The sequence below is a fragment of the Sphingomonas sp. ABOLE genome (genome assembly GCF_003950455.1).
Taxonomy (GTDB): domain Bacteria; phylum Pseudomonadota; class Alphaproteobacteria; order Sphingomonadales; family Sphingomonadaceae; genus Sphingomonas; species Sphingomonas trueperi.
In genome coordinates this window covers 80,529-102,160 of the sequence record NZ_QQWY01000015.1, presented here as the reverse complement: position 1 = coordinate 102,160, position 21,632 = coordinate 80,529, and the positions used below count along the sequence as shown (strand labels likewise).

Sequence of the window (21,632 nt, the reverse complement as noted above, 5' to 3'; positions counted from 1 at the left end):
GCCGAAGCAGCCGGCCCGGCGGCTATCGTCGCTTTTCCGCCTCGCCGCCGTCACCGTCCGTTGCGCGATCCGTCGCCCAAAGCGGCTTTGCCATGGTCGCGAAAGCCTCCGCCGGCGCCTTGGCCACGGCGCGGTCATAGGTGAGCAGTCCGTTGATCTCGCCCTCGACGTCCGTCGTCTGCGTATAGACCGCGGCGCTGAGGCCATGGACCCTGGCCTGGCGCACGATCTCCGCGAACTTGCGCCGGTAGCGGGCGAGATAATCGGCGGAGTCGGTGGTCACCTGGTAGCTCCAGCGCTTGTCGTTCCGCCAGAGATGCCCCTCGATCGGCTGGCCGACCCCGCCATATTCGCCGATCACGATCGCGCGCTCGCTCTGGCGGGTGGGGACATGGGGCACGTCCTCATAGGTGTGGATGTCGAACACGTCGGAGGCGCTCGCCGCGACGTCGAGCCAGCCGCTGTCGGCATTTACCAGCCGGCTCGGGTCCATGCCCTTCACGAAGCGGGCGAGGGTGGCGGAGTCATATTGGCCCCAGCCTTCGTTGTTCACCACCCACAGCACGATCGAGGGGAAGGCGCGGAGATGGCCGATCATCCGCGACAGCTCGACCTGCTGCTGCGCCATCACATCGGACGAGAGCACCGCCTGGCTCTGGCTGGAGCCGGTGACGAACTGGTCCTCGCCGCCGCCCGAGGGCATGTCCTGCCAGATCAGCATGCCCAGGTGATCGGCGTCGTAATAATAGCGCGCGGGCTCGACCTTGATGTGCTTGCGGACCATGTTGAAGCCCGCCTTCTTGAGGAACTCCAGGTCGTAGCGCATCGCGACTTCGCTTGGCGGGGTCAGCAGCCCGTCGGGCCACCAGCCCTGATCGAGCACGCCGTTCTGGAAATAGGGCTTGTTGTTGAGCAGCAGCGCCGGCTGGCCGGGTACCGTGCCGGGCCCGACCGAGATCTTGCGCATCGCGAAATAGGCAGTCACCCGGTCGCGCGGGGCGCCGGTCACTTCGGCGGCGGCATAGGTGTCGACTTCACCCTTGGTGAAGCGGGCATCATAGGCACGACGATCGCGCTCGGGCTGGCCGGCATAGGGATCGCGTACCGTCACCAGCTCGGCGACGAGATCGTAGAGGAACGGGTCTTCGGGCGACCAGAGATGCGCACCGGGCACAGCGATGCTGGCCCGGCGATTGGCGCGCACGATCGTCGTCGCGATCGTCCTGGCGCCCGACCGGACGCTGAGCCGCACCGCATCGGTATCCGCCGCGCTGGCGCTGAGTGCCACGTCGACATCGACCTTGCCGGTATCGATATTGGGCGTGGTGCGGATGTCGTCGATGTGGAGCGCGGGTACGGGCTCCAGCCACACCGTCTGCCAGATGCCGCTGACCGCGGTGTACCAGATGCCGTCGGACGCGAGAATCTGCTTGCCGCGCGGCTGGCTGCCGGCGCTCGTCGGGTCGGCGACCTGCACCACCAGCTCGTTGGCGCCGGGCTTCAGGAACGGGGTGATGTCGAAGCCGAAGCTGTCGAACCCGCCCTGGTGGGCGCCGACCATCCCGCCGTTCACCCAGATGCGCGCGTCGTGATCGACTGCGCCGAAGTTGAGTATCACATGCTGCCCGGCCCAGTCCTTGGGAACGGTGAAGCTGCGGCGATACCAGATGCGATCGTCGGGCGTGACCTTGCGTGCCACGCGCGAGAGCCGGGATTCGACGGGGAAGGGGACGAGGATCTGCCCGTCCATTCGCATCGGCTGCGGCGCTGCGGCGGGGGTGATCGCATAGTCCCACAGGCCGTTCAGATTCTGCCATTCGGTCCGCTGGAATTGCGGCCGCGGATAGCTGCGCCAGGCATTGTCGGGGGTCACGGCCTTGCCCCAGCGCGTGGTGATGGCGCCGGTATAGACCGCGTCGGAGCGCGGCGGCGACGCCTGCTGGGCGATGGCGTGGGCGGGCAGGGCCGCCAAAGCGAGGGCGTAGATCAGGCTGCGCATAAGGCGGCTCCTCAAGGGCGCGAGAGCGAAGGCGGGGCGTCGGCGGGGCTGCTGCCCCAGGCGGTGTTGGGCTTGGGCCCCATGGTCAGCACCAGCCGCGCGCCGTTCGCGACATCGGCATGGCGGAACCAGGGCCTGGTCCAGGGGCGGCCGTTCAGCGTCGCCGACTGGATGTAGCGATTGGCCGCCGAGTTGTTGCGGGCGACGATCTCCAGCAGCTTGCCGTTGCCCATCCTGAGCGTCGCGCGATCGAAGATCGGGCTGCCCAGCACATAGACGTCGCTCGACGGATCGACGGGGTAGAAGCCCAGTGCGCTCAACACGTACCAGGACGAGGTCGCGCCCTGATCGTCCATGCCGGGATAGCCATAGCCGCTCGCGTCGCTGCCATAGAGCTGGTCTAGCACCTGGCGGACCAGCGCTTGCGTCTTCCAGGGTTGGCCGCTCCACGCGTAGAAATAGGGGGCGTGCTGGTCGGGCTGGTTGCCCTGGACGAACTGGCCGATCACGCCGGTGCAGTCGCGGCAGATGCCCTTGGGGGCGTAGGGCATCGCGAAGAAGGCATCGAGCTTGGCGTTGAACGCCGCCCGGCCGCCGAGCTCGTTGATCATCCCCTGCACGTCCTGCGGCGCCAGCCACAAGGTCGACCAGCCCGAGGCCTCCTTCATCATGAAGTTGTAATAGGGCTCGGCCGGATCGAAGGGCGTGATCCACTTGCCGTCGGCGGTGCGGCCGCGGACGAAGCCGATCGCGGGATCGAACACGTTGCGATAGTTCATCGCGCGTCTGGCGAAGCGCGCCGCATCCGCCTTGTGGCCGAGCCGCGCCGCCAGCTCCGCCATCGCGGCATCGTCCCAGGCATATTCGAGCGTCGTCGCCGCGCCCGCCTTGCCCCCGGCATAGGGCGGGCTGGGATTGCCCGGCGGCACCTCGTCGGCGATCCAGCCCTGCCGGTCATATTCCGCCAGATAATCACGCGGGCCCCTAGGGTCGGTGGCGTTGCGGCGGAGATACTCATAGGCCGCGGCATAATCGAACGGGATGCCGCGCTTCATCGCGCCGAGATACAGGAACACGGCATTGTCGCCGTGGAACGAGGTGTTCATGAAGCCGCGCTCGCGCGCCATGTCGAGTTCGGAGCGCATAATGTCCCCCACCACCTCGGGCTCCATCAGCTCCAGCAACACGATCTGGTTGCGGCCGGTATCCCAGAAGGGCACCGGGCCGTAGCGGTCATAGCTGGCGGTCTGCACCTGGCCCTTGGCATCGCTGAAGCGCTCGCCCTTGCGCGCGACCAGGCGCGGGCTGGCGAAGGACTGGAACAGCGTCGAATAGAACAGCATCTGCTGCTTGGGGGTGCCGCCGCTTACCTGCACCCGGTCGAGCAGGCCGGCCCAGGCCGCGCGCGCCTTGGACCGCACGCCGTCGAAATCCCACCCCGAATTCTCGGCACGCAGCCGCTGCTCGGCCTCCGCATAGCTGGTGCCGTGCGCGATCTTGACCAGCACGGCCTCGCCCTTGCGCGTTGCGAAGTCGAGATAGGCGCCGGCGAACTTGCCCTCGATCCGCTCTGCGCCGGGCTGCACGTCCTTGTCGCCGATGCCATAGCCGCGATTGTCGCCCGGCGCCTTGCGGAACGTGCCATGGGCGGCGAACGGCTTGGAGAATTCGGCGACGAAATAGCGGCCGTCGCGCACATCTTCTTCGCGCGGCCCCGCCGCGATGCCGCGCACGACATGGTCGCCGACCACCTCGACCGCGCCGCCGCGCCCCGACAGGTTCAGGATCAGGTGCGCGCGCCTGGTTTCGGGGAAGGTGAACCGCATCAGGCTGGTCCACTGCGTCGCGGTCAGTTCGGCTCTGGTCCGGAAGCTGTTCAGGAATACCGAGTAATAGCCGGGCGCGGCGGTTTCCTGGGCCTTGTCGTACCACGCCTCGGTGTAGACCGGCGGCACCGTCCAGTCGCCGACCACCGGCATGAGAATCGGCTGGGCCCGCGCGCCATAGGTGGGACCGCCGCCGCCGGTGAATCCGATCATCGTCGGGTTGGTATAGTAATAGGGGGTGGGAACGCCCCAGGGATAGCTCAGCTCGACATTGACGTTGACCGGCGCCGCCTCGACCGAACTGTGCGGCAGCCGCGCGCCCGGCGAGGTCATGCCCGAATAGAGCGGTTCGCCGGCCGGCGGCGCGTTGCCGATCCATTCGGACCGATCAAGCGGGGCGGTGCCTACCAGCGGGTTTGCGCGATCCACGGGTGCCTGCGCGCGTGCGGCGGGCGCCCAGGCGGCCAAGGCGGCGGTGCCGATCAACGCCATGCGCGTAGCACGCGGGCGTGCGGCGGTTTTCGAGCGGGCGCGTATCATTCCCCAGGACCTCTCCTTGCTGCTTCACTGCGGAACGGCCCCCCTTCTTTTGAAGGTGAGGTCCGCCCGCTGGCACGGCCCTTGATCAAATAGATAAAACATTTTGTCAATTGAGGCCGGCGTGGACCTTGCTTGAAGAATCCGCCGCAAGTCGTTGCAGCATTTATGATGTTGCGTGCGAGTTTCGGCGGTTCGGTGCCAGTGCCTGCGAGCGGACGGTGCCAACCCCCTCGGCCTGTTTGCCGAGAAGACCGGCGGGCGCGGCCTGCCGCTCGACAACTTTCCGCGGGCGCTTACCCATCTCGCCTTCATCAGCGCTGCCTATTTCCTCGATCGGCAACGCGACCCGGCCTACCGGCCGATATGGCAGCCTTGATGCGGAAGCGGCCCGGTCCGGCGCGGGCGGGGCCGCTATGCCGGATCGCCCTCGCGCAGTTCGACGATCTCGAACGCGAAGGATTGCCAGCCGCGCTTCCTGGCGGCCTCCGCCGCCGCCGCTTTCTTGCCGGTCGCTTCCCTGGACGACTTGCTATGCCCCCAGAAGACTTCCGTCTTCCCGTTTTCGAGGACCGCGACGATACGCCAGAAATGCGTGAACGGCGCAGCGGTGGGGCCGATCGTCTTCACATAGCCGTCCGCCATGGTCGCGGTCAGGTAACGCTTCTTCCTCGCCATCCCGCGCTGATATCGACCCTCCGACCGGCGGTCACGACATTATGCGGGCTGCGAGCTGCGTGGCCGCTTGGCGCCGGCCGCTCAGCCACAGGGCGAGCAGACCAAGCAGCGACGTCGCGGCGCCTGCCAAGGCAATGGCGGGGTAGCCGAGGCCGGCCGCAAGGACGCCACCGCCAAGCGCCGCGCCGGTCGCGTTGCCCAGGTTGAAGGCGCCGATGTTGACCGCGGATGCCAGGTTGGGGGCGTCTCCCGCCGCGGCCATGACCCGGACCTGCAGGGGCGGCACCAGCGCGAAACTCGCCACGCCCCACAGGAAGATCAGGATCGCGCTCGCGCCGGCCCGGTCCATCGTGAAGGAAAACGCGACGAGGATCGCGGAGAGGCTGGCCAGCGTCACCATCAAGGTCCGGTCGACGGATCGATCGGCGAAGCGGCCGCCCAGCCAGTTGCCGACGGTCAGTCCCAGGCCATAGGTCACCAGCATCGCCGTGACGAAGCCCAGCGAGGCGTGCGTCGCCTCGCGCAGGATCGGGGTGATGTAGGTGAACACGGTGAACATCGCGCTCGACCCCACGACCGTCAGCGCGAGCGCGCCCAGCACCTGGCGGCGGGTGAGCACGCGCAACTCGGCGCGCAGGTCGCCACCGCGCGGTGCCGGCACCGCCGGCAGCGTCACCCGCAGCGCGATCATCGTCAGGACGCCAAGCCCGGCAATGCCCCAGAAGGACGCGCGCCAGCCCAGATGCTCGCCGGCCCAGGTGGCAAACGGCACCCCCACCACATTGGCGATGGTGAGGCCCATGAACATCGAGGCGACCGCGCTCGCGCGGCGTTCCGGCGGGACCAGCCCCGCCGCCACGACCGAGCCGACGCCGAAGAACGCACCGTGGTTGAACGCGGTCAGCACGCGCGCTGCCAGCAGCATGGCGTAGCTGCCGGACAGCGCGGCCAGCAGATTGCCGGTGGTGAAGATGCCGGCCAGCAGGATCAGCAGCAGGCGGCGCGGCAAGCGCCCGGTGGCCAGCGTCATCAGCGGTGCGCCGATCAATACCCCCAGCGCATAGGCGCTGACCAGCAGCCCCGCGGCGGGGATCGATACCTGCAGGTCCCGGGCGATGACCGGGAGCAGACCCATGGGTGCGAACTCGGTGACGCCGATGCCGAATGCCCCCGTCGCGAGGGCAAGCAGGCTCCATCTGTTCTTCATGCCGGCCTCCGTCAGACGAGCCGCGGCGCCAGGCGGGCAAAGCCCTCCTGCTGGTGATAGGGCGTATGGGGGTAGGGCGGCAGCACCTCGCTCGCGCGATCGAGCAGGGCGACCTGTTCCGGGGCGAGCGTCCAGCCGACCGCGCCGAGATTCTGGCGCAGCTGCGCTTCGTCGCGCGCGCCGAGGATGACCGAGGACACGGTCGGACGCTGGAGCAGCCAGTTGATCGCGATCTGCGGCACCGTTCTGCCGGTCTCCGCCGCGACCGCTTCCAGCGCATCGATCACGCGATACAGATGCTCGGCCTCGACGGGGGGCGCGAACTGCTCGGTCGCGTGCAGCCGGCTGCCGACCGGGATCGGGCGGTCGCGGCTGATCTTGCCGGTCAGTCGTCCCCAGCCGAGTGGGCTCCACACCAGCGCGCCGAGGCCCTGATCGGCGGCCAGCGGCATCAGATCGGCTTCATAGGCGCGTCCGATCAGCGAATAATAGACCTGGTGGGCGACCAGCCGCGGCCAGCCATGGCGGTCTGCCACCGCCTGCGCCTTCATCACCTGCCAGCCGGGATAGTTGGACACGCCAGCATAGCGGATCTTGCCGGCGGCGATCAGCCGGTCGAACGTCGCCATCACCTCGTCGGTCGGCGTCGAAGCATCATAGGCGTGGAGCTGGAGCAGATCGATATAGTCGGTGCCGAGCCGGCGCAGCGCGTCCTCGACCGCGCGGATCAGCCGCGCTCGGGACGCGCCCCAATCCTGGGGGCCGTCGCCCATCGGCAGCCCGGTCTTGGTCGAGACGAGCACGGCGTCGCGCCGCCCGCGGATCGCCTCGCCCAATATCGCCTCGGATGCGCCGCCCGAATAGACGTCGGCGGTGTCGAACAGCGTGACCCCGGCATCGAGGCAGATGTCGACCAGCCGCCGCGCCTCGCTTGCGTCGGTCTGGCCCCAGGCGGCGAACAACGGCCCCTGGCCGCCGAACGTGCCCGCGCCGAAGCTGAGTGCCGGTACGCGTAGCCCCGATTGTCCCAATTGCCGATATTCCATGATGCCGCATCCTGTTGCTTGTTCCATGCGCAGATGGACGGCGCGTCCGGCCCGCGGTAGCAGGGGCGGACGCGAAGGATTTTTGCAATGGACGCAAAGCTGACGGGCGGCAGCGACCGCGCCCACGCCTTGGCGCTGTTCGCCGCGGTGATCGAGCAGGGCAGCTTCTCGGCGGCCGGTCGGCAGCTGGGGATGAGCCCTTCGGCGGTCGCGCGGGCGGTCGACCGGATCGAGGCGCGGCTCGGCGTGCGGCTCGTGCTGCGCTCGACGCGTGCGCTCACCCTCACTGCGGAAGGCCGCGCCTATCTCCAGGCGGCGCGGAGGATCCTCGCCGATCTCGACGATGCGGAGCAGCAGATTGCCGACCAGGGGAGCCCGCGGGGGAGGCTGCGCGTCACTGCGGCGCTGTCGCACGGCCGGCTCTGCGTGGTGCCGTTGCTAGGCAGCTTCGCGTCGCTCTACCCCGATATCCTCATCGACATCGCGCTGACCGACACGATCGTGGACATTGCCGCCGGCCAGGCCGACGTGGCGGTGCGGTTCGGCCCGCTTCCCGACTCCCGCCTCACGGCGCGCAAGCTGGGCGAGAGCGGGCGGGTGATCGTCGCTGCGCCCGAGTATCTGCGCCGCCACGGTACGCCGCAGGTGCCGGAAGACCTGTTCGCCCACAACTGCCTCAATTTCAGCTTCCGGCGCTCGGAGCCGGTATGGCCGTTCGTGCGCGACGGGAAGGCCTTCGCGCTGTCAGTTCGCGGCAATATCGAGGCCAATAACGGCGAGACGCTCGGGCAGCTTGCCGCGATCGGCGTCGGGATCGCCCGGGTGGGCGCCTTCAGCGTTGCCGAGGCGATCGCGGCGGGCACGCTCGTGCCGCTTCTCGAAGCGTTCAATCCCGGCGACGTGGAGCAGATCCATGCGGTGTTCGTCGGGGGACAGGCCGTTCCGGCACGGATACGGGTCTTCGTCGATTTTCTGGCATCGCACCTGCGCTAGCCCCGTCCCGATCGTCCCGTAGGGCAGGGGAGCGAGCGCAGGATCGCGCACCCTCGTGCGGCGATCCTGCGCGTCGGAAGTCGCGATCAGAACTTCGCGCGGATGCCGACGTTCACCGTGCGGCCGAAGGTGTGGATTTCGCTGAATTCCTGCTTGGTGCCCGCAAACGATACCTGGCGCTGGTCGAGCAGGTTCACCACCTGGCCGAACAGTTCGACATTGGGCTTCACGCGAAAGCTGGTGCCCAGATCGACGATGCCGAAGCCCTTCTGGTAGAAGGCGACGACATCCTGCGGCGTGGGCAGCGAGGTGACCAGCGCGCCGGAATCGGTGATATAGTCGCTGCGATAGGTGTAGCTGAGATTGATCTCGAACGGGCCGGTCTCGAAGAACGGCGTGATCGAATAGCTGACGTCGGACACGCCCTGGATGCCCGCGGTCTGCAGGCCGACCCCGCGGCGCGCCAGCTCGAGCTTGGTCGTCGCGAAGGTGGCGGTGGCGGTCACGCCCAGGCCGAAGGGCAGCTTGTTGGTGAAGCCGAACTCGACGCCCGAGATCTTGGCATCACCGACGTTCGCCGGCGTCGCCACCAGCACGTCCACCGGCAGGGTCGATCCGTCCTTTACCGCGAAGGCGAGCTTGCGGGTCTGGAAGTCGGAGGCGACGTAATCGCTGATGTCCTTGTGGAAGGCCGCGACGGTAAACGCGCCGAACTTGTTGAAATACCATTCGAACGACGCGTCGAAATTCCACGCGGTATAAGGCCGCAGATCGGGGTTGCCGGCACTTGCCTGCAGGTTGATCGTGGGATCGGCCAGCGCGGCAGCACCCTGGTTGTAGATGCTCGTCACGGTGACGCTGTTGGTGTTGATCGAGTTGCGCAGCTCCGAAAGCGACGGGCGGGTCATCGTCTTGGCGATGCCGAGCCGCAGCTGGACATTGTCGAGGAACTTGAGCGTCGCATTGGCGCTGGGCAGCCATTCCTCATAGCTGGCGTGCGTCGTCACCGGGGTGACGGTGGTGGTCACGCCGCCCTTGCCGTCCGCCACCGGCGAGACCGTCGTGCCGCGCACGTCGGTGCGGGTGCGGACGTAGCGCACGCCCAGATTGCCGGTGAGCGGCACGCCGCCCAGTTCCGCCGCGAAATCCACGCGGCCATAGCCGGCCGCGATCTTCTCGCCGATGCGGTAGGAATTCTGCAGATCGGCGGCGGTGGGCTTCAGATCATAGGCGCTGGGATTCACGCCGTCGAACTCCGCGCCCAGCGTGTAGTTCTGGTTGAACAGCCCCCAGTCGACGTTTGCCCAGGGCTGGCGCTTCTCGATCGACTGGTCGAAGGCGTTGGACGGCACCGGATAGCCCAGATACGCCGCCGTCCGCGTCGAGCCGGCGCGCAGCACCGCGGCGTTGCGGTCGCGGCGCTGATAGTCGCGGAAGCGATCGGAATATTGTCCGCCGAAGCGCAGACCGGTGAAACGAAGACCGGCAATGCCGACATCGAGATCGCGCCCGACGTTGAGCACCGCCGTCTTGTCTTCGTCCGTCGAGTTGATCGGACGCACCGCGAAGCTCTCGAAGATCATCCCCGAGGCGTTGGTGAGGTCGAGATCGGTGAACAGCGCATTGACCTTGCCGTCGTTCACCACGTCGTTGCTGAAATCGAAGGTGAGGTTGCCGCCGGCCTTGTCTGCGGTGCGGTACTGCACGCGTTGGATCGGGGTATCGAGGTCGCTGGTCGCCTGCGCATAGCTGAAGCGCGGTTCGATCCGCCAGCCGTCCAGGTCGAGCTTCACGGTGCCGTTCAGCTGGAGGTTGCGGTGCGACTGGTCCATATATTCGGCATAGTTGCGCATCCGCGCGCCGCGGATCGTGCCCGCCACCAGCCGACCGTCGCGGACCACGGCTGTCGCGCGATCCAGCCGCGCGATCTGGCTGGGGATGTAATAGGTCAGGCGGCGTTCGGTGGTCTCGTTGTTGAACTGCGAGAAGAGGCCGTCGATCTTCACCTCCACGTTCGTCGCGGGCCGCCATTGCACGCCGGCCACCGCGCTGATGCGCTCGCGGTTCTCGAACTCGAGATAGGGCTGCGCGTCGCCGGGCGCGCGGATCGTGCCGAAGCCGGGAACCGCAGTGTCCTGCCAGCCGATGCGGAGGCGATCGAACTGCACGTTGCGCTTGGTGTAGGACAGGCCGGCGAGCACGCCGAAGGTGTGGGCATTATTGCGCCACCCCGCCGAAATCGCGCCATTGGGCTGCAGCTTGTCGGTGCGCGCCTCATAGCCGCCATAGGCGCTGACCGCGAGGAACGGGCTGCGATCAAGGGGCTTGATCAGCCGAATGTCGACCGAGGAACCGATGCCGCTTTCCACCAGATCGGCGGTGGGCGACTTGGTGACGACGACGCTGTCGATCAGCTGCGCGGGCAGCACCTGCAACCGGAACTGGCGGCCGGACTGGCCCGAGTTGCGGATATTCTCGTTATACGCGAGCGGCATGCCGTCGAAGGTCACCGCCTGGAAATTGGGGCCGAGGCCGCGGACGCTGATGAACTGGCCTTCACCCGCTTCGCGCACGATGGTGACGCCGGGCACGCGCTGCAGCGCTTCCGCCACGTTGAATGCGGGGAGCTTGCCGATGTCCGCCGCGACGACGGCGTCGGAGATCGAGTCCGCGTTGCGCTTCACGTCCAGCGCGCGCTCGACGCCGTCGGAAAAGTTGGCGGTGACGACGATCTCCTCCGCCGGGCCCGTCGCCTCGGCCGCACTCGTCTGGGTAGGCCGCGTGGTGGCCGAGGCCCGTACGATCAGCGTGCCCGAACCGTCACGGACGACGGTGAGCGGCGTGCCGGCGATCAGGCGGCGCACCGCGGTTTCGGCATCGAATTCGCCCGAAAGCGCCGGCGCCTTGTACTGCGCCACGGCGTCGCGGGTGAACAGGATGTCGCTGCCGCTCTGGCGGGCGAGCTGTTCCAGCGCGCGGTCCATCGGCTGCGCGGCGATCGTCAGGCGCGCACGGCGCACGGTCCCCTGCGCCGCCGCAGCCGTCGCCATAGCGAGCGTGGACAGCGTGAGTGCGAGCGCCGCCGACCGGCAAAGCTGCCGCTTCAAGTTCTGCATGAATCTGTTTCCCCTGTCGCGCCCCTGGCGAGCGCCCGATCCCTCGACGTGCGGGGCGGAAATTTCCCCACCCCCCGTCGCGAAAAAAATCAGCGGTCGGTGGAGGAAATGTGGATCGTCTGCCCGTCGCTGGCGACGCGGACCGGCAGCAGCAGCGCGAGCGAGCGGGCAAAGGCTTCGGAATCGCCGACACGGTAGACGCCGCTCAGCCGCAGCGCGGCGGCGCGCGGGTCGGCGACCACCAGCGCGTGGGTGGAATAGCGGTTCATCTCCGCCGCGGCATGCGCAAGGGTTTCGTCGCGAAAGGCGAGCCGGCCGCTCTGCCACGCGATCAGGTCGTCGAGTTCGGGCTGGTCGATCCTATCAGGCTGGCCGACCGCCATCGCGATGCGATTGCCCGGGGCAAGCGCCACCGACGCCCCCGCGGTCTCCACGCGCGCGCTGCCCTGGATCGCGGTTATCGCCACGGCGTCGCCTTCGCGGCGCAGATCGAGCCGACCGGCCCGCGCCGTCGCCCGCCGCGCGCCCATGTCGATCACGAACGGGCGCGGGTCGGCGGCGATGTCGAGGTCGATACGCCCCGCTCCAAGCGCGAGGGTACGCACCGCGTTCCGCACGAAGAAGCGGATGCGGGTGTCGGTATCGAGCATCACCCGGCTGCCGTCTTCCAGCACGAGCCGGCGCTGTTCGCCGACATCGGTGCGGTAGACGCCGGCATAGGCCTGCCGCCAGCCGAGGGTCAGCCCGCCGGCGAGCATGACGGCGCCGCCGCCGGCCAGCATCGCCCGGCGCGAAACGCGGGCGGGCGGGGGAGGCGCGAAATCGGTTGCGGACAGGCCGGGTACGGCATCCCAGACCATCGCGGCGCGCTCGAACGCGTTCTGGTGCGACGGATCGGCATCGAGCCAGGCGCGGAACGCCGTCTCGTCCTCGCTTGCCCGGTCATCGGCGTGCAATCGTGCCAGCCACTCTCCCGCCTGCCGGTTGGCATGTTCCGGCTCGCTGCGGAAGATCACGTCACCAATGCTCCATCCAGTCGGTAAGATGCCCCATCGCCTTGGCGATGTGTTTCTCGACCGCGCTCTGGCTGATCCCGAGATCCTGCGCAATCTCCCGATATTTACGGCCGTCGAGCCGGTGCATCAAGAAAATCTCGCGGGTGCGCGGGCTGAGCTGGGCAACGCCCAGCCGCAGCCGTTCGAGGCGGTGGCGCGCGATCAGCATCTCGTCCTGCAGGGGGTGAAGGTCCACGATCGTCTCGGCGACACGCATCGTGTCTGCACCTGTCGTCGCGGCGAAGCGACGCTCGCGCCGATAGGCGTCGATCCCGAGATTGGCGGCGCTGCGCGCGAGCAGTGCCGCGGAATTGGCGGCATCGACCTGCCGCTCGGCGATCCCGACCCAGGCTTCGTGGAGAAGGTCCTCGGCATCCTCGCGCCGCGTCATGCGGGCGACCTGGCCGCGCAGTCTGGCCCAGCCCGTCCCCAGCACAGTTTCGAACGCGCCCTTTTTCGCTCCCATGGGGCCTTCTGGTAGAAAGCCGTGGATACGGTTTGATGACAGCGCATGGTCGTCGCGATGACAGCGCCGAGCGGCGTCGGTGCGCGTATCGAGCCGGCCCTTGCAGTTCCATTCGCCGTCATAGGCCCCAGCGTGGCATGGTCCCGCACGTCGCCGTTCGGTCGGTCATGCGACGATGCCCGCCGGAAATCCTGCCCAAGCAACGCCCGCCGCTCGCCCCTGTCAGAAGCCGAAATGGCCGGAGCCCGGAGGATCGTCCGGCCCACGGTCGCGCGGCGAGCGGGACCTGCGATCGGCCTCGGCGATCGGGTGCTCGTGGCGCGACTGGACGCGGCACGACAGCTGTGAGGCGGCGCGCAGCGTCGTCGTCGAGCATGGCGGCGGCTGCGGCATCGGCCTCGATGATGCGCGGGACAGGACCCCTCCCTGATCCGGCGCCGTGCGCCGCGCTATTCGTAGCGCAGCGCGCGAGCCGGCTCGGCACGCGCGACGCGCCACGACTGGCCGAGCACGGTCAGCACCGCGATCGCCACCGCCAGCGCCGACGCGGCCAGGAAATACCAGGGCGTCAGCGCGATCCGGTCGTCGAAGGTCGAGAGCCAGCGCTGCATCGCCACCCAGGCGAGCGGCCAGGCAATCAGGTTGGCGAGCAGCACCGGGCGCAGGAACTTGGCGACCAGCAGCTGGAGCACGTCGCGGGTGGAGGCGCCGAGCGCCTTGCGGATGCCGATTTCCTTGATGCGCCGCGTCGTGTCGAAGGCGGCGAGGCCGTAGAGGCCGATGCAGCCGATCGCGATCGCCAGCACCGCCCCCATGGTGAACAGGCGACCGCGGCGCGTGTCCTGCTCGTAATAGGCCTTGTAGAGATTTTCCTCGATCGTGCGGCCCTCGAAGGGCTCGGTCGGGACGATGCGCTTCCACGCGGCTTCGACGGCGTCGGCCATCTTCTGCGGATCGCCGCTATAGCGCAGCGTGATGAAGGCGTCGTTCAATGGCCGGGTGTCGAGGCGATAGAAGGTCCCGCTGATCGCCTGGCGGGGACCGAGGAAGCGCAGATCGTCGACCACCCCGATGATCGTCATCGAGGCATCGCCTTCGATCGGCTTGCCGATCGCCGCTTGTGGACTGGCGAAACCAAGCAGGCCGACCGCCATGCGATTGATCACCACGTTGAAGGGCGTGGTGCTGCCCTTGGCGCGGAGCGCGCGATCATCGGCCGGGCGCGAGCGATTGAACAGACGCCCGGCGACCAGCCGCGCGCCGAACGTATCGAAGTAATGATCGCCGACGCGCACATCCATCAGCGAAGGCGCGCGGATGCCCTGCATGCCCGGCTGGTACATCGTCGAGAAATTGGTGAGGCTCTGGTCGCCCGGTGCGTTCTGCGCCATGGTGACGTCGCTGACGCCCGGCAGTGCCGCAAAGGCGCGCATCAGCGCGGTCTTCTGCTCGGGCAGCACCGATCCGCTGTTGAGCGAGCGCACGACGTAGAGACCCTCGCGGCGGAAGCCGAGATCGGCGTCGCGGACATGCGACGCCTGCGCGAGCATCACGGTGGTGCCGATCGCGAAGGCGATCGCGATCGAGAACTGGACGACGACCAGGCCGGCGCGGACCCGGGCGCCGACACGGCCCCCGCCAGGCGCACGCGCGGCGGCGAGCACCGCGGCCGGGCGGAAGCCGGCCAGCACCGCCGCCGGGTACAGGCCCGCGACGGCCCCGACGGCCAACACCAGCGGCACGAGCAGCAGCAACACGCTGTTCGCGCCCCAATAATCGATCCGCAGCGCCATGCCGCCCAGCGTGTTGATCAGCGGCAGTGCGATCTCGGCCAGGGCGAGCCCGATCACCGCGGAGAGGATGACGGTCAGCATCGCTTCGGTCAGGAACTGGCGGGTCAAGGCCCGGCGGGTGCCGCCGAGCACCTTGCGCACCGCCACCTCGCGCGCACGGAGGCCGGCGCGCGCGGTGGCGAGGTTGATGTAGTTCACGATCGCGATCAGCAGCGTCAGCACGCCCACCGCGCCCAGCGTGGTGACGACGGCGCGATCGGACGCCGCATAGAGGTGGTTGTCGACCAGCGGGCGCAGGCTCTGCTCCCATTGGCCCTTTTTGAGGTTGTCGCCGAACACGCGGCGCTCCGCGAAGCGCGCCAATTCGCCCTCGAACCGGTGGGCCGCCGCGCGGTCGGGGAAGCGCAGCAAGGTAACCAGCGAGGTGCTGCCCCAATGATCGAACCATTCGGTGGCGAAGCGGGAAGCGACCAGCGGCACGAACAGTTCCGACGTGTAGCTCATGTCCTTGCGCATGTCGGCGATCACCGCGCCCACCCGGTAGGTGTAGGGCGTGCCATTGGCGACGACGGTGAGCGTCCGGCCGATCGGCGACAGCTGGCCGAAATAGCTGGTCGCGGCGCGCTGGGTGATCACGATGCCGTCGGGATCGGCCAGGGTACGGGTCGGGTCGCCCGCGACGACCGGCAGGTGCAGCAGCTGGAAGAAGTTCGGGTCGACCGCGGCCAGCGCCTCGCGGGTGTTCACCGTTCCCTGCCGCACCGTCGCATCCATCGCGGCGATCCGCGTGCCTTGCAGCTGCGGATAGTCTGCGCGCAACTGGAGCAGCTCGTTGCCCATGGTGTTGGGGTTCGGCGTCTCCGGGTAGCCCGGCATGTGATAATGTTCCTGGATGATGTAGAGCTGGTCGGCACCGGGGATCCAGCGATCGAACCCGGTCTCGAACCGCACGAACAGGCTCAGCACCAGGAACACCGCGATGCCGAGCGCCAGCCCGCCGATGTTGAGCGCGGCAAACAATTTGTGGCGGGTGAGCGAGCGGTAGAAGCTGGTCAGCGCGGAGGTCATGGCGTCACTCCCGGTTCGCGGGTGGCGGAGAGATGGCGGAGCAGGGCCACGGCGAGGAGCAGCAGCACCAGCACCGTCAGCGCGCGATCGAGTTTCACGCCGCCCGCCGCACGGCGGAGAGAATCCGCCCGTCGAGCATGTGCACGGTGCGCTTGGCGATATCGGCATGGGCGGGCGAGTGGGTGACCATCACGATCGTCGCGCCATCGGCGTTCAAGCGGGTGAGGATGTCCATCACCTGGGCGCCATTCTCGGTATCGAGGTTGCCGGTGGGTTCGTCCGCCAGGATCAGCTTCGGCTCGCCGACGATCGCGCGGGCGATCGCGGCACGCTGCTGCTGGCCGCCCGAGAGCTGGTGCGGATGGTGGTTGCGGCGGTGCGCGATGCCGACCCGGTCCATCGCGGCGTCGACCCGCTCGCGCTTCTGCCGCGCGGGCATCGCGCGATAGGCCAGCGCCAGCGCGACATTCTCGGCGATGGTCAGCTCGTCGATCAGGTTGAAGCTCTGGAACACGAAGCCCAGCCGGTCGCGGCGGAGCTTGGCCAGCTGCGCCTCGGGTACATGCGCGATGTCCTCGCCCTCGAACAGATAGGCGCCGCTGGTCGGGCGGTCGATCGTGCCGAGGATGTTGAGCAGCGTCGACTTGCCGCAGCCCGAGGGGCCCATGATCGCGAGGAACTCGCCGGCCGCTACGGTCAGGTCGATCTCGGCGAGCGCGGTCGTCTCGACTTCGTCGGAGCGATAGGCGCGGTGGATGGCGTTGAGCTGGATCATGGCGGGCTCCTAGTGGATGAGCAGGGTCTGGTAGGGGGCGTAGGTGCCGAGCGGCGTGGTGACGATGCGGTCGCCGGGGGCGAGGCCGCTGGTCACTTCGACCTGATCGGGGTTGCGGCGGCCGGTGGTGATCGCCCGGCGCACGGCATGGCTGTCGCTGGTCAGCACGAAGGCGGTGGTGCCGCCCGCGTCGAGCCAGCCGCCCGACGGGGCGACCACGGCGGGGCGATCGGCGCCGAGGACGAGCCGCACGTCGAGCGTCTGGCCGCGGTACAGCCCGGCGGGCGCGGCGCCCTTGAAGCCGAGCTCGACCCGAAATCGCCCTTCGGTGACTTGGGGAAGGACCTTGATCACGGTGAGCGGCAGGCTGCGCCCGTCCAGATCGGCGACGGCGCTGAGACCGGTACGGACGCGGCCAAGATAGAATTGATCGACGTCCGCCGTCAGTTTCCAGGCGCGTTCGGAATCGACCTGGCCGACGGCATCGCCGGGTTTGATCATCTGGCCCGGCTGGAGCGTGAAAGCGGTCAGCCGCCCGGCGACCGGCGCGCGCACGACGAGCGCGGCGAGGCCGGCGCGGGTCATGGCGAGGCTCTCGCGCAGTTCGTCGGCGGTGGCGTCGACCCCGCTGGACTGGTCGGCGAGCATCTTGTCCGCCTCGGCGGCGCTGCGGGTGAGGGCGGTGAGGCGCGCGCGCTGGTACGCCACTTCGTCCCGCAATGGGGTGACGGCGGCGGCGGTGACGATCTGCTTGTCGAACAGGATCTGCTTCTGGCGGAGCAGCGCCTCGGCCTTGGCGAGCTCATTGCGCGCCGAGGCGATGTCGCGCTCGGTCTGCTCGCGGCTCTGCTGGATCGACAGGCGCTGGCCGCTGATCGAACTGAGCTGCCCGGCGATGTTGGCCGAGCGGCTGGCGACGTCTAGCGCCAGCGTCGGGTTGGCGAGGCGGGCGAGCGGGGCGCCGGCGGCGACCGACTGGCCGTCGCTGGCGATCAGCGCCTCGACCTGCCCACCGCTGATCGCGGTGACGTAGACGGTCTGGAGCGGGGCGACCTGCGCGCGGAGCGGGACATAGTCGGCAAAGGCGGCGCGGGTGACCGGGGCGACGCGGATCGTCGCGGCGTCGACCGCGAGGCTGCCCGAGCTCGGCAGGAACCACCAGAGCGCGGCCGCCGCCGCAAGGACCGCCAAGCCGAGGCTGATGCGTACCGCCAGCTTGCGGCGGCGCGCGTGCGGGCGCTCGATCCGCCGGTCCATCGCGGCGCCATTGGTGTGAAGAGGCGTAACGTCCATGGCGGACAGTGTACGGTACGCCAGCCTGCTGGCCTAAAGCACTGACATAAATGGATAATGTAGAATGGGCTGGCGCTTGGAGCGAACAGTGTTCAAGCTAGTGTCCGATTCCGAACACTGAACCGGAGCGGTCAAGCCTGTGCCATCCGAATCGCCGGCCATCCTGGTGATCGACGACGATCCCGATATCGTCCGCGCGGCGACGTTGCTGCTCGAACGGAACGGCATGCGGGTGCTCGGTGCGCTCGATCCCGATGCCGCCTGGGTGCGACTGGCCGAGGGCCCGGTCGACGCGATCCTGCTCGATCTCAACTTCGCGCGTGGACGCACCTCCGGGGAGGAGGGGTTCCGCATGCTCGACCGGCTGATCGCGGCCGATCGCAATGCGGTGGTGGTCGTAGTCACCGGTCATAGCGGCATCGCGGTGGCGGTGCAGGCGATGCGTGGCGGGGCAAGCGACTTCGTGATCAAGCCATGGAGCAACGAGCGGCTGCTCGCCACCGTCGAACGCGCGGTGGCGCTGCGCCGGGCGAAGCTGGCGGCCGCCCCGGCGCCGAGCGGCGAGGAGGCGCTGCTGCTGCTCGGCGAAGCGCCTGCGATCGAGGCGGCCCGCCGGCTGATCGCGCGGGTGGGGCCGACCGATGCGGCGGTGCTGCTCACCGGCCCGGCGGGGAGCGGCAAGACGCTGGCAGCGCAACTGCTCCACCGCACTTCGCCGCGCGCCGAGCGGCCGCTGGTCACGCTTGACGCGGCGGTGGCGGATCTGGCGATGATCGAGGCGCGCGTTGCGGCGGCCGAGGGCGGGACGCTGCTGATCGAGGCGGTGGACCAACTGGCGTCAACGCTGCAGCCCGAGCTGGCGCGACGGCTGGGCGGGCTGCGGGTGCTGTCGACCAGCCGGCGCGATCGGGCGGGCACCCGCGCGGCGCTGAGCGACGACCTTCGCTTCCGGCTCAACACGGTGGAAATCGATTTGCCGGCGCTCTCGGATCGCGGGGAGGATGCGCTGCTGCTCGCGCGGCATTTCTGCGCGTTGTACGCCGGGCGCTATGCCCAGCCGCTGCGCCCGCTGACCGAGGAGGCGGCACGGGCGATCGCGGCCGATGCCTGGCCCGACGGCGTGCACGGACTCCGCCAGGCGATCGAGCGCGCAGTGCTGCTCGGCGGCGGCGAGGCGATCGATGTCCCCACACTGGGACTTAGCCTGCCCGAGGACACGCTGGAGCCGCGCGCGATTAAGGCGGACCTCAATCTGGGGCGGAGCGAGGCGGCGCTAATATCGGCGGCGCTCAAGCGGCACGCGTTCAATGTCAGCCGCGCGGCGGCGGAACTGGGGCTGACGCGCGCGGCGCTCTATCGGCGGATGGCGAAATATGGGCTCTAGAGGCTGGTCCGCGCTGCTCCGCGGCATGCTGCTGCTGCTGGCGGGCGGGGCGTTCGCCGTGGCGTGGAGCGCGGAGCTCTATGCCAGCGCGCTGGTGTCGGCGCTGGCGGCGCTGTGGGGCGTGGTGACCGGGATCGTCGAGGCACAGCGGCCCAAGCTCGTACCGGTGGCAGCGCCGATGCCTGCGCCAGACCCCGCGCATCGCGAGCGCCGGCTGACCGCACTACTCGATCTCTCCCCGGCCCCGATCGTCACGCTCGACGGCGAAGGGCGGCTGCATGCGATCAACCGGGCGGCCCGGCGGCTGTTCGGCGCGGCGGACCTCGTCGCCGAACCCCCGGCGCTGCTGGTCGAGGCGATCGGCGATGCCTCGGGCCGGGCGGCGACGGTGGCGATCGGCGGGCGCAGCTATGCGCTCACCACCAGCGACTTCGCGCTTGGCGGGGCGCGGAGCCGGCTTGCCGCGCTGGTCGACATCGATGCCGAGCTGAAGGCCGCCGAGGCGGCGATGCTGCGCGACCTCGTGCAGGTGCTGAGTCACGAGATCGTCAACGCGCTCACCCCGATCGCCTCGCTCAGCCGCACCGCGGCGGACATGCTGGACGAGCCCGCCCCGTCGATTTCCGCGCTCCGCGATGCCGTCGGCACCGTCGCGCGCCGGGCCGAGGGGCTGCAGCGGTTCGGCGAGGCCTATCGCTCGCTGGCGCGGCTGCCGGCGCCGCGCTTCGCGCCGCTCGACCTGCGCGAGGGGGCGGAGGATCTGGCGCGGCTGTTCCACACGCGCTGGCCGGCCCTGCCGCTGGCGTTCGAGGCAGCCGCACCGGTGCGCCTGCACGGCGATGCCGACCAGCTGACCGCGGCGCTCTGGGCGCTGCTCCAGAACGCAGCCGAGGCTGTGGGCGACGACGCTGGCGGGAAGGTGGGTCTGTTGCTGTGGCGCGACGAGCGCGCCGCCTATTGGCAGGTCCGGGACAATGGCCCCGGCGTCGCCGAGGCGGACCGCGGGGCGATCTTCCGCCCGTTCTTCACCACCAAGCCGCAGGGCAGCGGGGTGGGGCTGGCGCTCGCCCGGCAGATCCTGCTCGCGCATGGCGGCGACCTGACGCTGCTGGCAGGCGAGGGCGGCGCCCGGTTCGAGGCGATGCTGCCGATCGCCCCGCAGGGCTGAGCAAAACAGACCCGCGCCGCCCCGGAAGGGGCGACGCGGGCCAGGCACCGCAAACCTCAGGCCATCAGCACCTTGTCGACGGCGATCCGGAACTTCTCCATGTCCGCCGCCGAGCCAACGGTGACCCGCGACATCGTCGGATAGGCGGTCCAGGAGCGGCCGATCTGGACGTTCTGGGCAAGCAGCGCCGCCATCACCTCCTTCGGCGCCTTGCCCTTCCACTCGACCATGAACATGTTGGCATGGCTGCCCGGCAGCACCTTGAGCCCGCGGCTCTGGAGATGGGCGATGGTCTTTTCGCGCACCGCGATCATCTCGTCGCGTCGCGCCTTGATCTCGGCGGCGAGCGGGATCGATGCGGTGCCGCACGCCACCGCCGTCATCGGCAGCATGTTGGTCACCTGCATGCCGTCATAGCGCATCATCTTCTCGTGCAGCGACGGCGCCGCGAAGGTGAGGCCCAGCCGCATGCCGGCCATGCCGAACAGCTTGGAGAAGGTGCGCATCACCAGCACGTCGTCGCGGGCAGCGACCAGCTTGGCGGCATTGGGGGCGTCGGCGAAGTGGATATAGGCCTCGTCGACGATCAGCACCGCGTCCTTGGGCTTGTTCTCCGCCAGCCAAACGATGTCGGCGATCGGCGTCAGCGTGCCGGTGGGGTTGTTGGGCGAGCAGACATAATAGAGCCCGGCGTTCGGATCGGCCGCGAGCATCGCCTTGACGTCGTGCTGGTACTGGGGGCCGAGCGGGGCCTTGGTCACCTTGGCGCCGATCCAGGCGCCGGTGCGCCAGATCTGTTCATAGGTGGGATCGGCGGTGACGATGCCGCGCGTCGGCGAGGCGAAGGTGACGGCGGCGCGGTTGAGCGGGTCGCTGGAGCCGGGCCAGGCCTTGATATGGGTGGCGGGCAGGCCTTCCACCGCCGAGACCGCGGCGAAGAGCTGGTCGTGCTCGCCATTGGGCTCGTAGCGATTGCCTTCGGTGACGATCTTCATCGCCGCCGCGGCGCCGGCGGGCAGCGGGCCGGTCCAGCATTCGTTGGAGCCGATGCGCACCGCACCGATCACCGCCCTGGCCGATTGCTGGGCCAGGGCAGGCGCGGCGCGGCCGAGCGCGACGGTGCCGCCGAGCAGCGCGGCGATCCGCCCCATGTCGCGGCGCGAATAGCCGCGCCCCCGCAGGTCCTCGGTGATTTCGGGCTTCTTGAGCGTTTCGAGGATGGTCATGT

The 21,632-nt window shown here is 69.0% G+C and carries 16 protein-coding genes; 4 read left to right on the top strand and 12 right to left on the bottom strand.

Annotation, left to right across the window (positions count from 1 at the left end; genetic code table 11):
* Positions 1 to 22 precede the first annotated feature (22 nt).
* Both CA234_RS11390 and CA234_RS11385 read right to left on the bottom strand, forming a co-directional pair.
* Positions 23 to 1,999, bottom strand: a complete 1,977-nt coding sequence (locus CA234_RS11390) for a sugar-binding domain-containing protein (protein WP_126001738.1) — start codon at positions 1,997 to 1,999, stop codon at positions 23 to 25.
* An 11-nt stretch (positions 2,000 to 2,010) separates the two neighbouring features.
* Positions 2,011 to 4,317: a GH92 family glycosyl hydrolase gene (locus CA234_RS11385; RefSeq protein WP_126001737.1), complete on the bottom strand. Its 2,307-nt coding sequence runs from the start codon at positions 4,315 to 4,317 to the stop codon at positions 2,011 to 2,013.
* A 223-nt stretch (positions 4,318 to 4,540) separates the two neighbouring features.
* On the opposite strand from CA234_RS11385, the gene CA234_RS11380 reads away from it, so the two are divergent.
* Positions 4,541 to 4,741 (top strand): hypothetical protein, encoded by a 201-nt coding sequence (locus CA234_RS11380; protein WP_206431173.1) that lies wholly within the window; start codon positions 4,541 to 4,543, stop codon positions 4,739 to 4,741.
* Between the two features lie 35 nt (positions 4,742 to 4,776).
* Here CA234_RS11380 and CA234_RS11375 read toward each other — a convergent pair whose 3' ends face one another.
* From CA234_RS11375 to CA234_RS11365, 3 genes are read right to left on the bottom strand one after another with little or no spacing between them, the layout of a single operon-like run.
* Complete coding sequence (locus tag CA234_RS11375) at positions 4,777 to 5,040, bottom strand: hypothetical protein (protein ID WP_126001736.1); 264 nt, start codon at positions 5,038 to 5,040, stop codon at positions 4,777 to 4,779.
* Between the two features lie 31 nt (positions 5,041 to 5,071).
* Positions 5,072 to 6,247, bottom strand: a complete 1,176-nt coding sequence (locus CA234_RS11370) for an MFS transporter (protein ID WP_126001735.1) — start codon at positions 6,245 to 6,247, stop codon at positions 5,072 to 5,074.
* A gap of 11 nt (positions 6,248 to 6,258) precedes the next feature.
* Positions 6,259 to 7,293 carry an aldo/keto reductase gene (locus tag CA234_RS11365; protein WP_126001734.1) on the bottom strand — a complete coding sequence of 345 codons (1,035 nt, stop codon included), beginning with the start codon at positions 7,291 to 7,293 and terminating at the stop codon, positions 6,259 to 6,261.
* Positions 7,294 to 7,380: 87 nt separating this feature from the next.
* Here CA234_RS11365 and CA234_RS11360 point away from each other — a divergent pair, with 87 nt between their 5' ends.
* Positions 7,381 to 8,286, top strand: coding sequence for a LysR family transcriptional regulator (locus CA234_RS11360; RefSeq protein WP_125974873.1), 906 nt, complete (start codon positions 7,381 to 7,383; stop codon positions 8,284 to 8,286).
* A gap of 86 nt (positions 8,287 to 8,372) precedes the next feature.
* On the opposite strand, the gene CA234_RS11355 is transcribed toward CA234_RS11360, so the two are convergent.
* The 6 genes from CA234_RS11355 to CA234_RS11325 all read right to left on the bottom strand — a co-directional run bounded on the left by CA234_RS11355 (position 8,373) and on the right by CA234_RS11325 (position 17,852).
* Positions 8,373 to 11,402 (bottom strand): TonB-dependent receptor, encoded by a 3,030-nt coding sequence (locus CA234_RS11355; RefSeq protein WP_126001733.1) that lies wholly within the window; start codon positions 11,400 to 11,402, stop codon positions 8,373 to 8,375.
* Positions 11,403 to 11,491: 89 nt separating this feature from the next.
* Positions 11,492 to 12,418 carry a FecR domain-containing protein gene (locus tag CA234_RS11350; RefSeq protein WP_126001732.1) on the bottom strand — a complete coding sequence of 309 codons (927 nt, stop codon included), beginning with the start codon at positions 12,416 to 12,418 and terminating at the stop codon, positions 11,492 to 11,494.
* A gap of 1 nt (position 12,419) precedes the next feature.
* Positions 12,420 to 12,923 carry a sigma-70 family RNA polymerase sigma factor gene (locus tag CA234_RS11345; RefSeq protein WP_126001731.1) on the bottom strand — a complete coding sequence of 168 codons (504 nt, stop codon included), beginning with the start codon at positions 12,921 to 12,923 and terminating at the stop codon, positions 12,420 to 12,422.
* Positions 12,924 to 13,372: 449 nt separating this feature from the next.
* Positions 13,373 to 15,784 carry an ABC transporter permease gene (locus CA234_RS11335; RefSeq protein ID WP_126001730.1) on the bottom strand — a complete coding sequence of 804 codons (2,412 nt, stop codon included), beginning with the start codon at positions 15,782 to 15,784 and terminating at the stop codon, positions 13,373 to 13,375.
* A 94-nt stretch (positions 15,785 to 15,878) separates the two neighbouring features.
* The gene (locus CA234_RS11330) at positions 15,879 to 16,559 is read right to left on the bottom strand and encodes an ABC transporter ATP-binding protein (protein ID WP_125974863.1); all 681 of its coding nucleotides are present in this window, start codon (positions 16,557 to 16,559) and stop codon (positions 15,879 to 15,881) included.
* 9 nt (positions 16,560 to 16,568) lie between these two features.
* Entirely contained in the window at positions 16,569 to 17,852 is a 1,284-nt protein-coding gene (locus CA234_RS11325) for an HlyD family efflux transporter periplasmic adaptor subunit (protein WP_241213463.1), read from the bottom strand.
* 139 nt (positions 17,853 to 17,991) lie between these two features.
* Here CA234_RS11325 and CA234_RS11320 point away from each other — a divergent pair, with 139 nt between their 5' ends.
* Together CA234_RS11320 and CA234_RS11315 are read left to right on the top strand one after the other, a co-directional pair.
* Positions 17,992 to 19,236 (top strand): response regulator, encoded by a 1,245-nt coding sequence (locus CA234_RS11320; protein WP_126001729.1) that lies wholly within the window; start codon positions 17,992 to 17,994, stop codon positions 19,234 to 19,236.
* Complete coding sequence (locus CA234_RS11315; RefSeq protein WP_126001728.1) at positions 19,226 to 20,404, top strand: PAS domain-containing sensor histidine kinase; 1,179 nt, start codon at positions 19,226 to 19,228, stop codon at positions 20,402 to 20,404. The genes CA234_RS11320 and CA234_RS11315 overlap by 11 nt, the downstream gene beginning before the upstream one ends.
* A 56-nt stretch (positions 20,405 to 20,460) precedes the next feature.
* On the opposite strand, the gene CA234_RS11310 is transcribed toward CA234_RS11315, so the two are convergent.
* Positions 20,461 to 21,630: a pyridoxal phosphate-dependent aminotransferase gene (locus tag CA234_RS11310; RefSeq protein WP_125974857.1), complete on the bottom strand. Its 1,170-nt coding sequence runs from the start codon at positions 21,628 to 21,630 to the stop codon at positions 20,461 to 20,463.
* Positions 21,631 to 21,632: the final 2 nt, after the last annotated feature.

Coding starts and splice junctions, on each gene's coding strand:
- CA234_RS11335 (WP_126001730.1), bottom strand. CDS start 15,784: ATGACCTCCGCGCTGACCAGCTTCTACCGCTCGCTCACCCGCCACAAA.
- CA234_RS11330 (WP_125974863.1), bottom strand. CDS start 16,559: ATGATCCAGCTCAACGCCATCCACCGCGCCTATCGCTCCGACGAAGTC.
- CA234_RS11325 (WP_241213463.1), bottom strand. CDS start 17,852: ATGGACGTTACGCCTCTTCACACCAATGGCGCCGCGATGGACCGGCGG.
- CA234_RS11385 (WP_126001737.1), bottom strand. CDS start 4,317: ATGGCGTTGATCGGCACCGCCGCCTTGGCCGCCTGGGCGCCCGCCGCA.
- CA234_RS11370 (WP_126001735.1), bottom strand. CDS start 6,247: ATGAAGAACAGATGGAGCCTGCTTGCCCTCGCGACGGGGGCATTCGGC.
- CA234_RS11315 (WP_126001728.1), top strand. CDS start 19,226: ATGGGCTCTAGAGGCTGGTCCGCGCTGCTCCGCGGCATGCTGCTGCTG.
- CA234_RS11355 (WP_126001733.1), bottom strand. CDS start 11,402: ATGCAGAACTTGAAGCGGCAGCTTTGCCGGTCGGCGGCGCTCGCACTC.
- CA234_RS11365 (WP_126001734.1), bottom strand. CDS start 7,293: ATGGAATATCGGCAATTGGGACAATCGGGGCTACGCGTACCGGCACTC.
- CA234_RS11390 (WP_126001738.1), bottom strand. CDS start 1,999: ATGCGCAGCCTGATCTACGCCCTCGCTTTGGCGGCCCTGCCCGCCCAC.
- CA234_RS11345 (WP_126001731.1), bottom strand. CDS start 12,923: ATGGGAGCGAAAAAGGGCGCGTTCGAAACTGTGCTGGGGACGGGCTGG.
- CA234_RS11310 (WP_125974857.1), bottom strand. CDS start 21,630: ATGACCATCCTCGAAACGCTCAAGAAGCCCGAAATCACCGAGGACCTG.
- CA234_RS11375 (WP_126001736.1), bottom strand. CDS start 5,040: ATGGCGAGGAAGAAGCGTTACCTGACCGCGACCATGGCGGACGGCTAT.
- CA234_RS11360 (WP_125974873.1), top strand. CDS start 7,381: ATGGACGCAAAGCTGACGGGCGGCAGCGACCGCGCCCACGCCTTGGCG.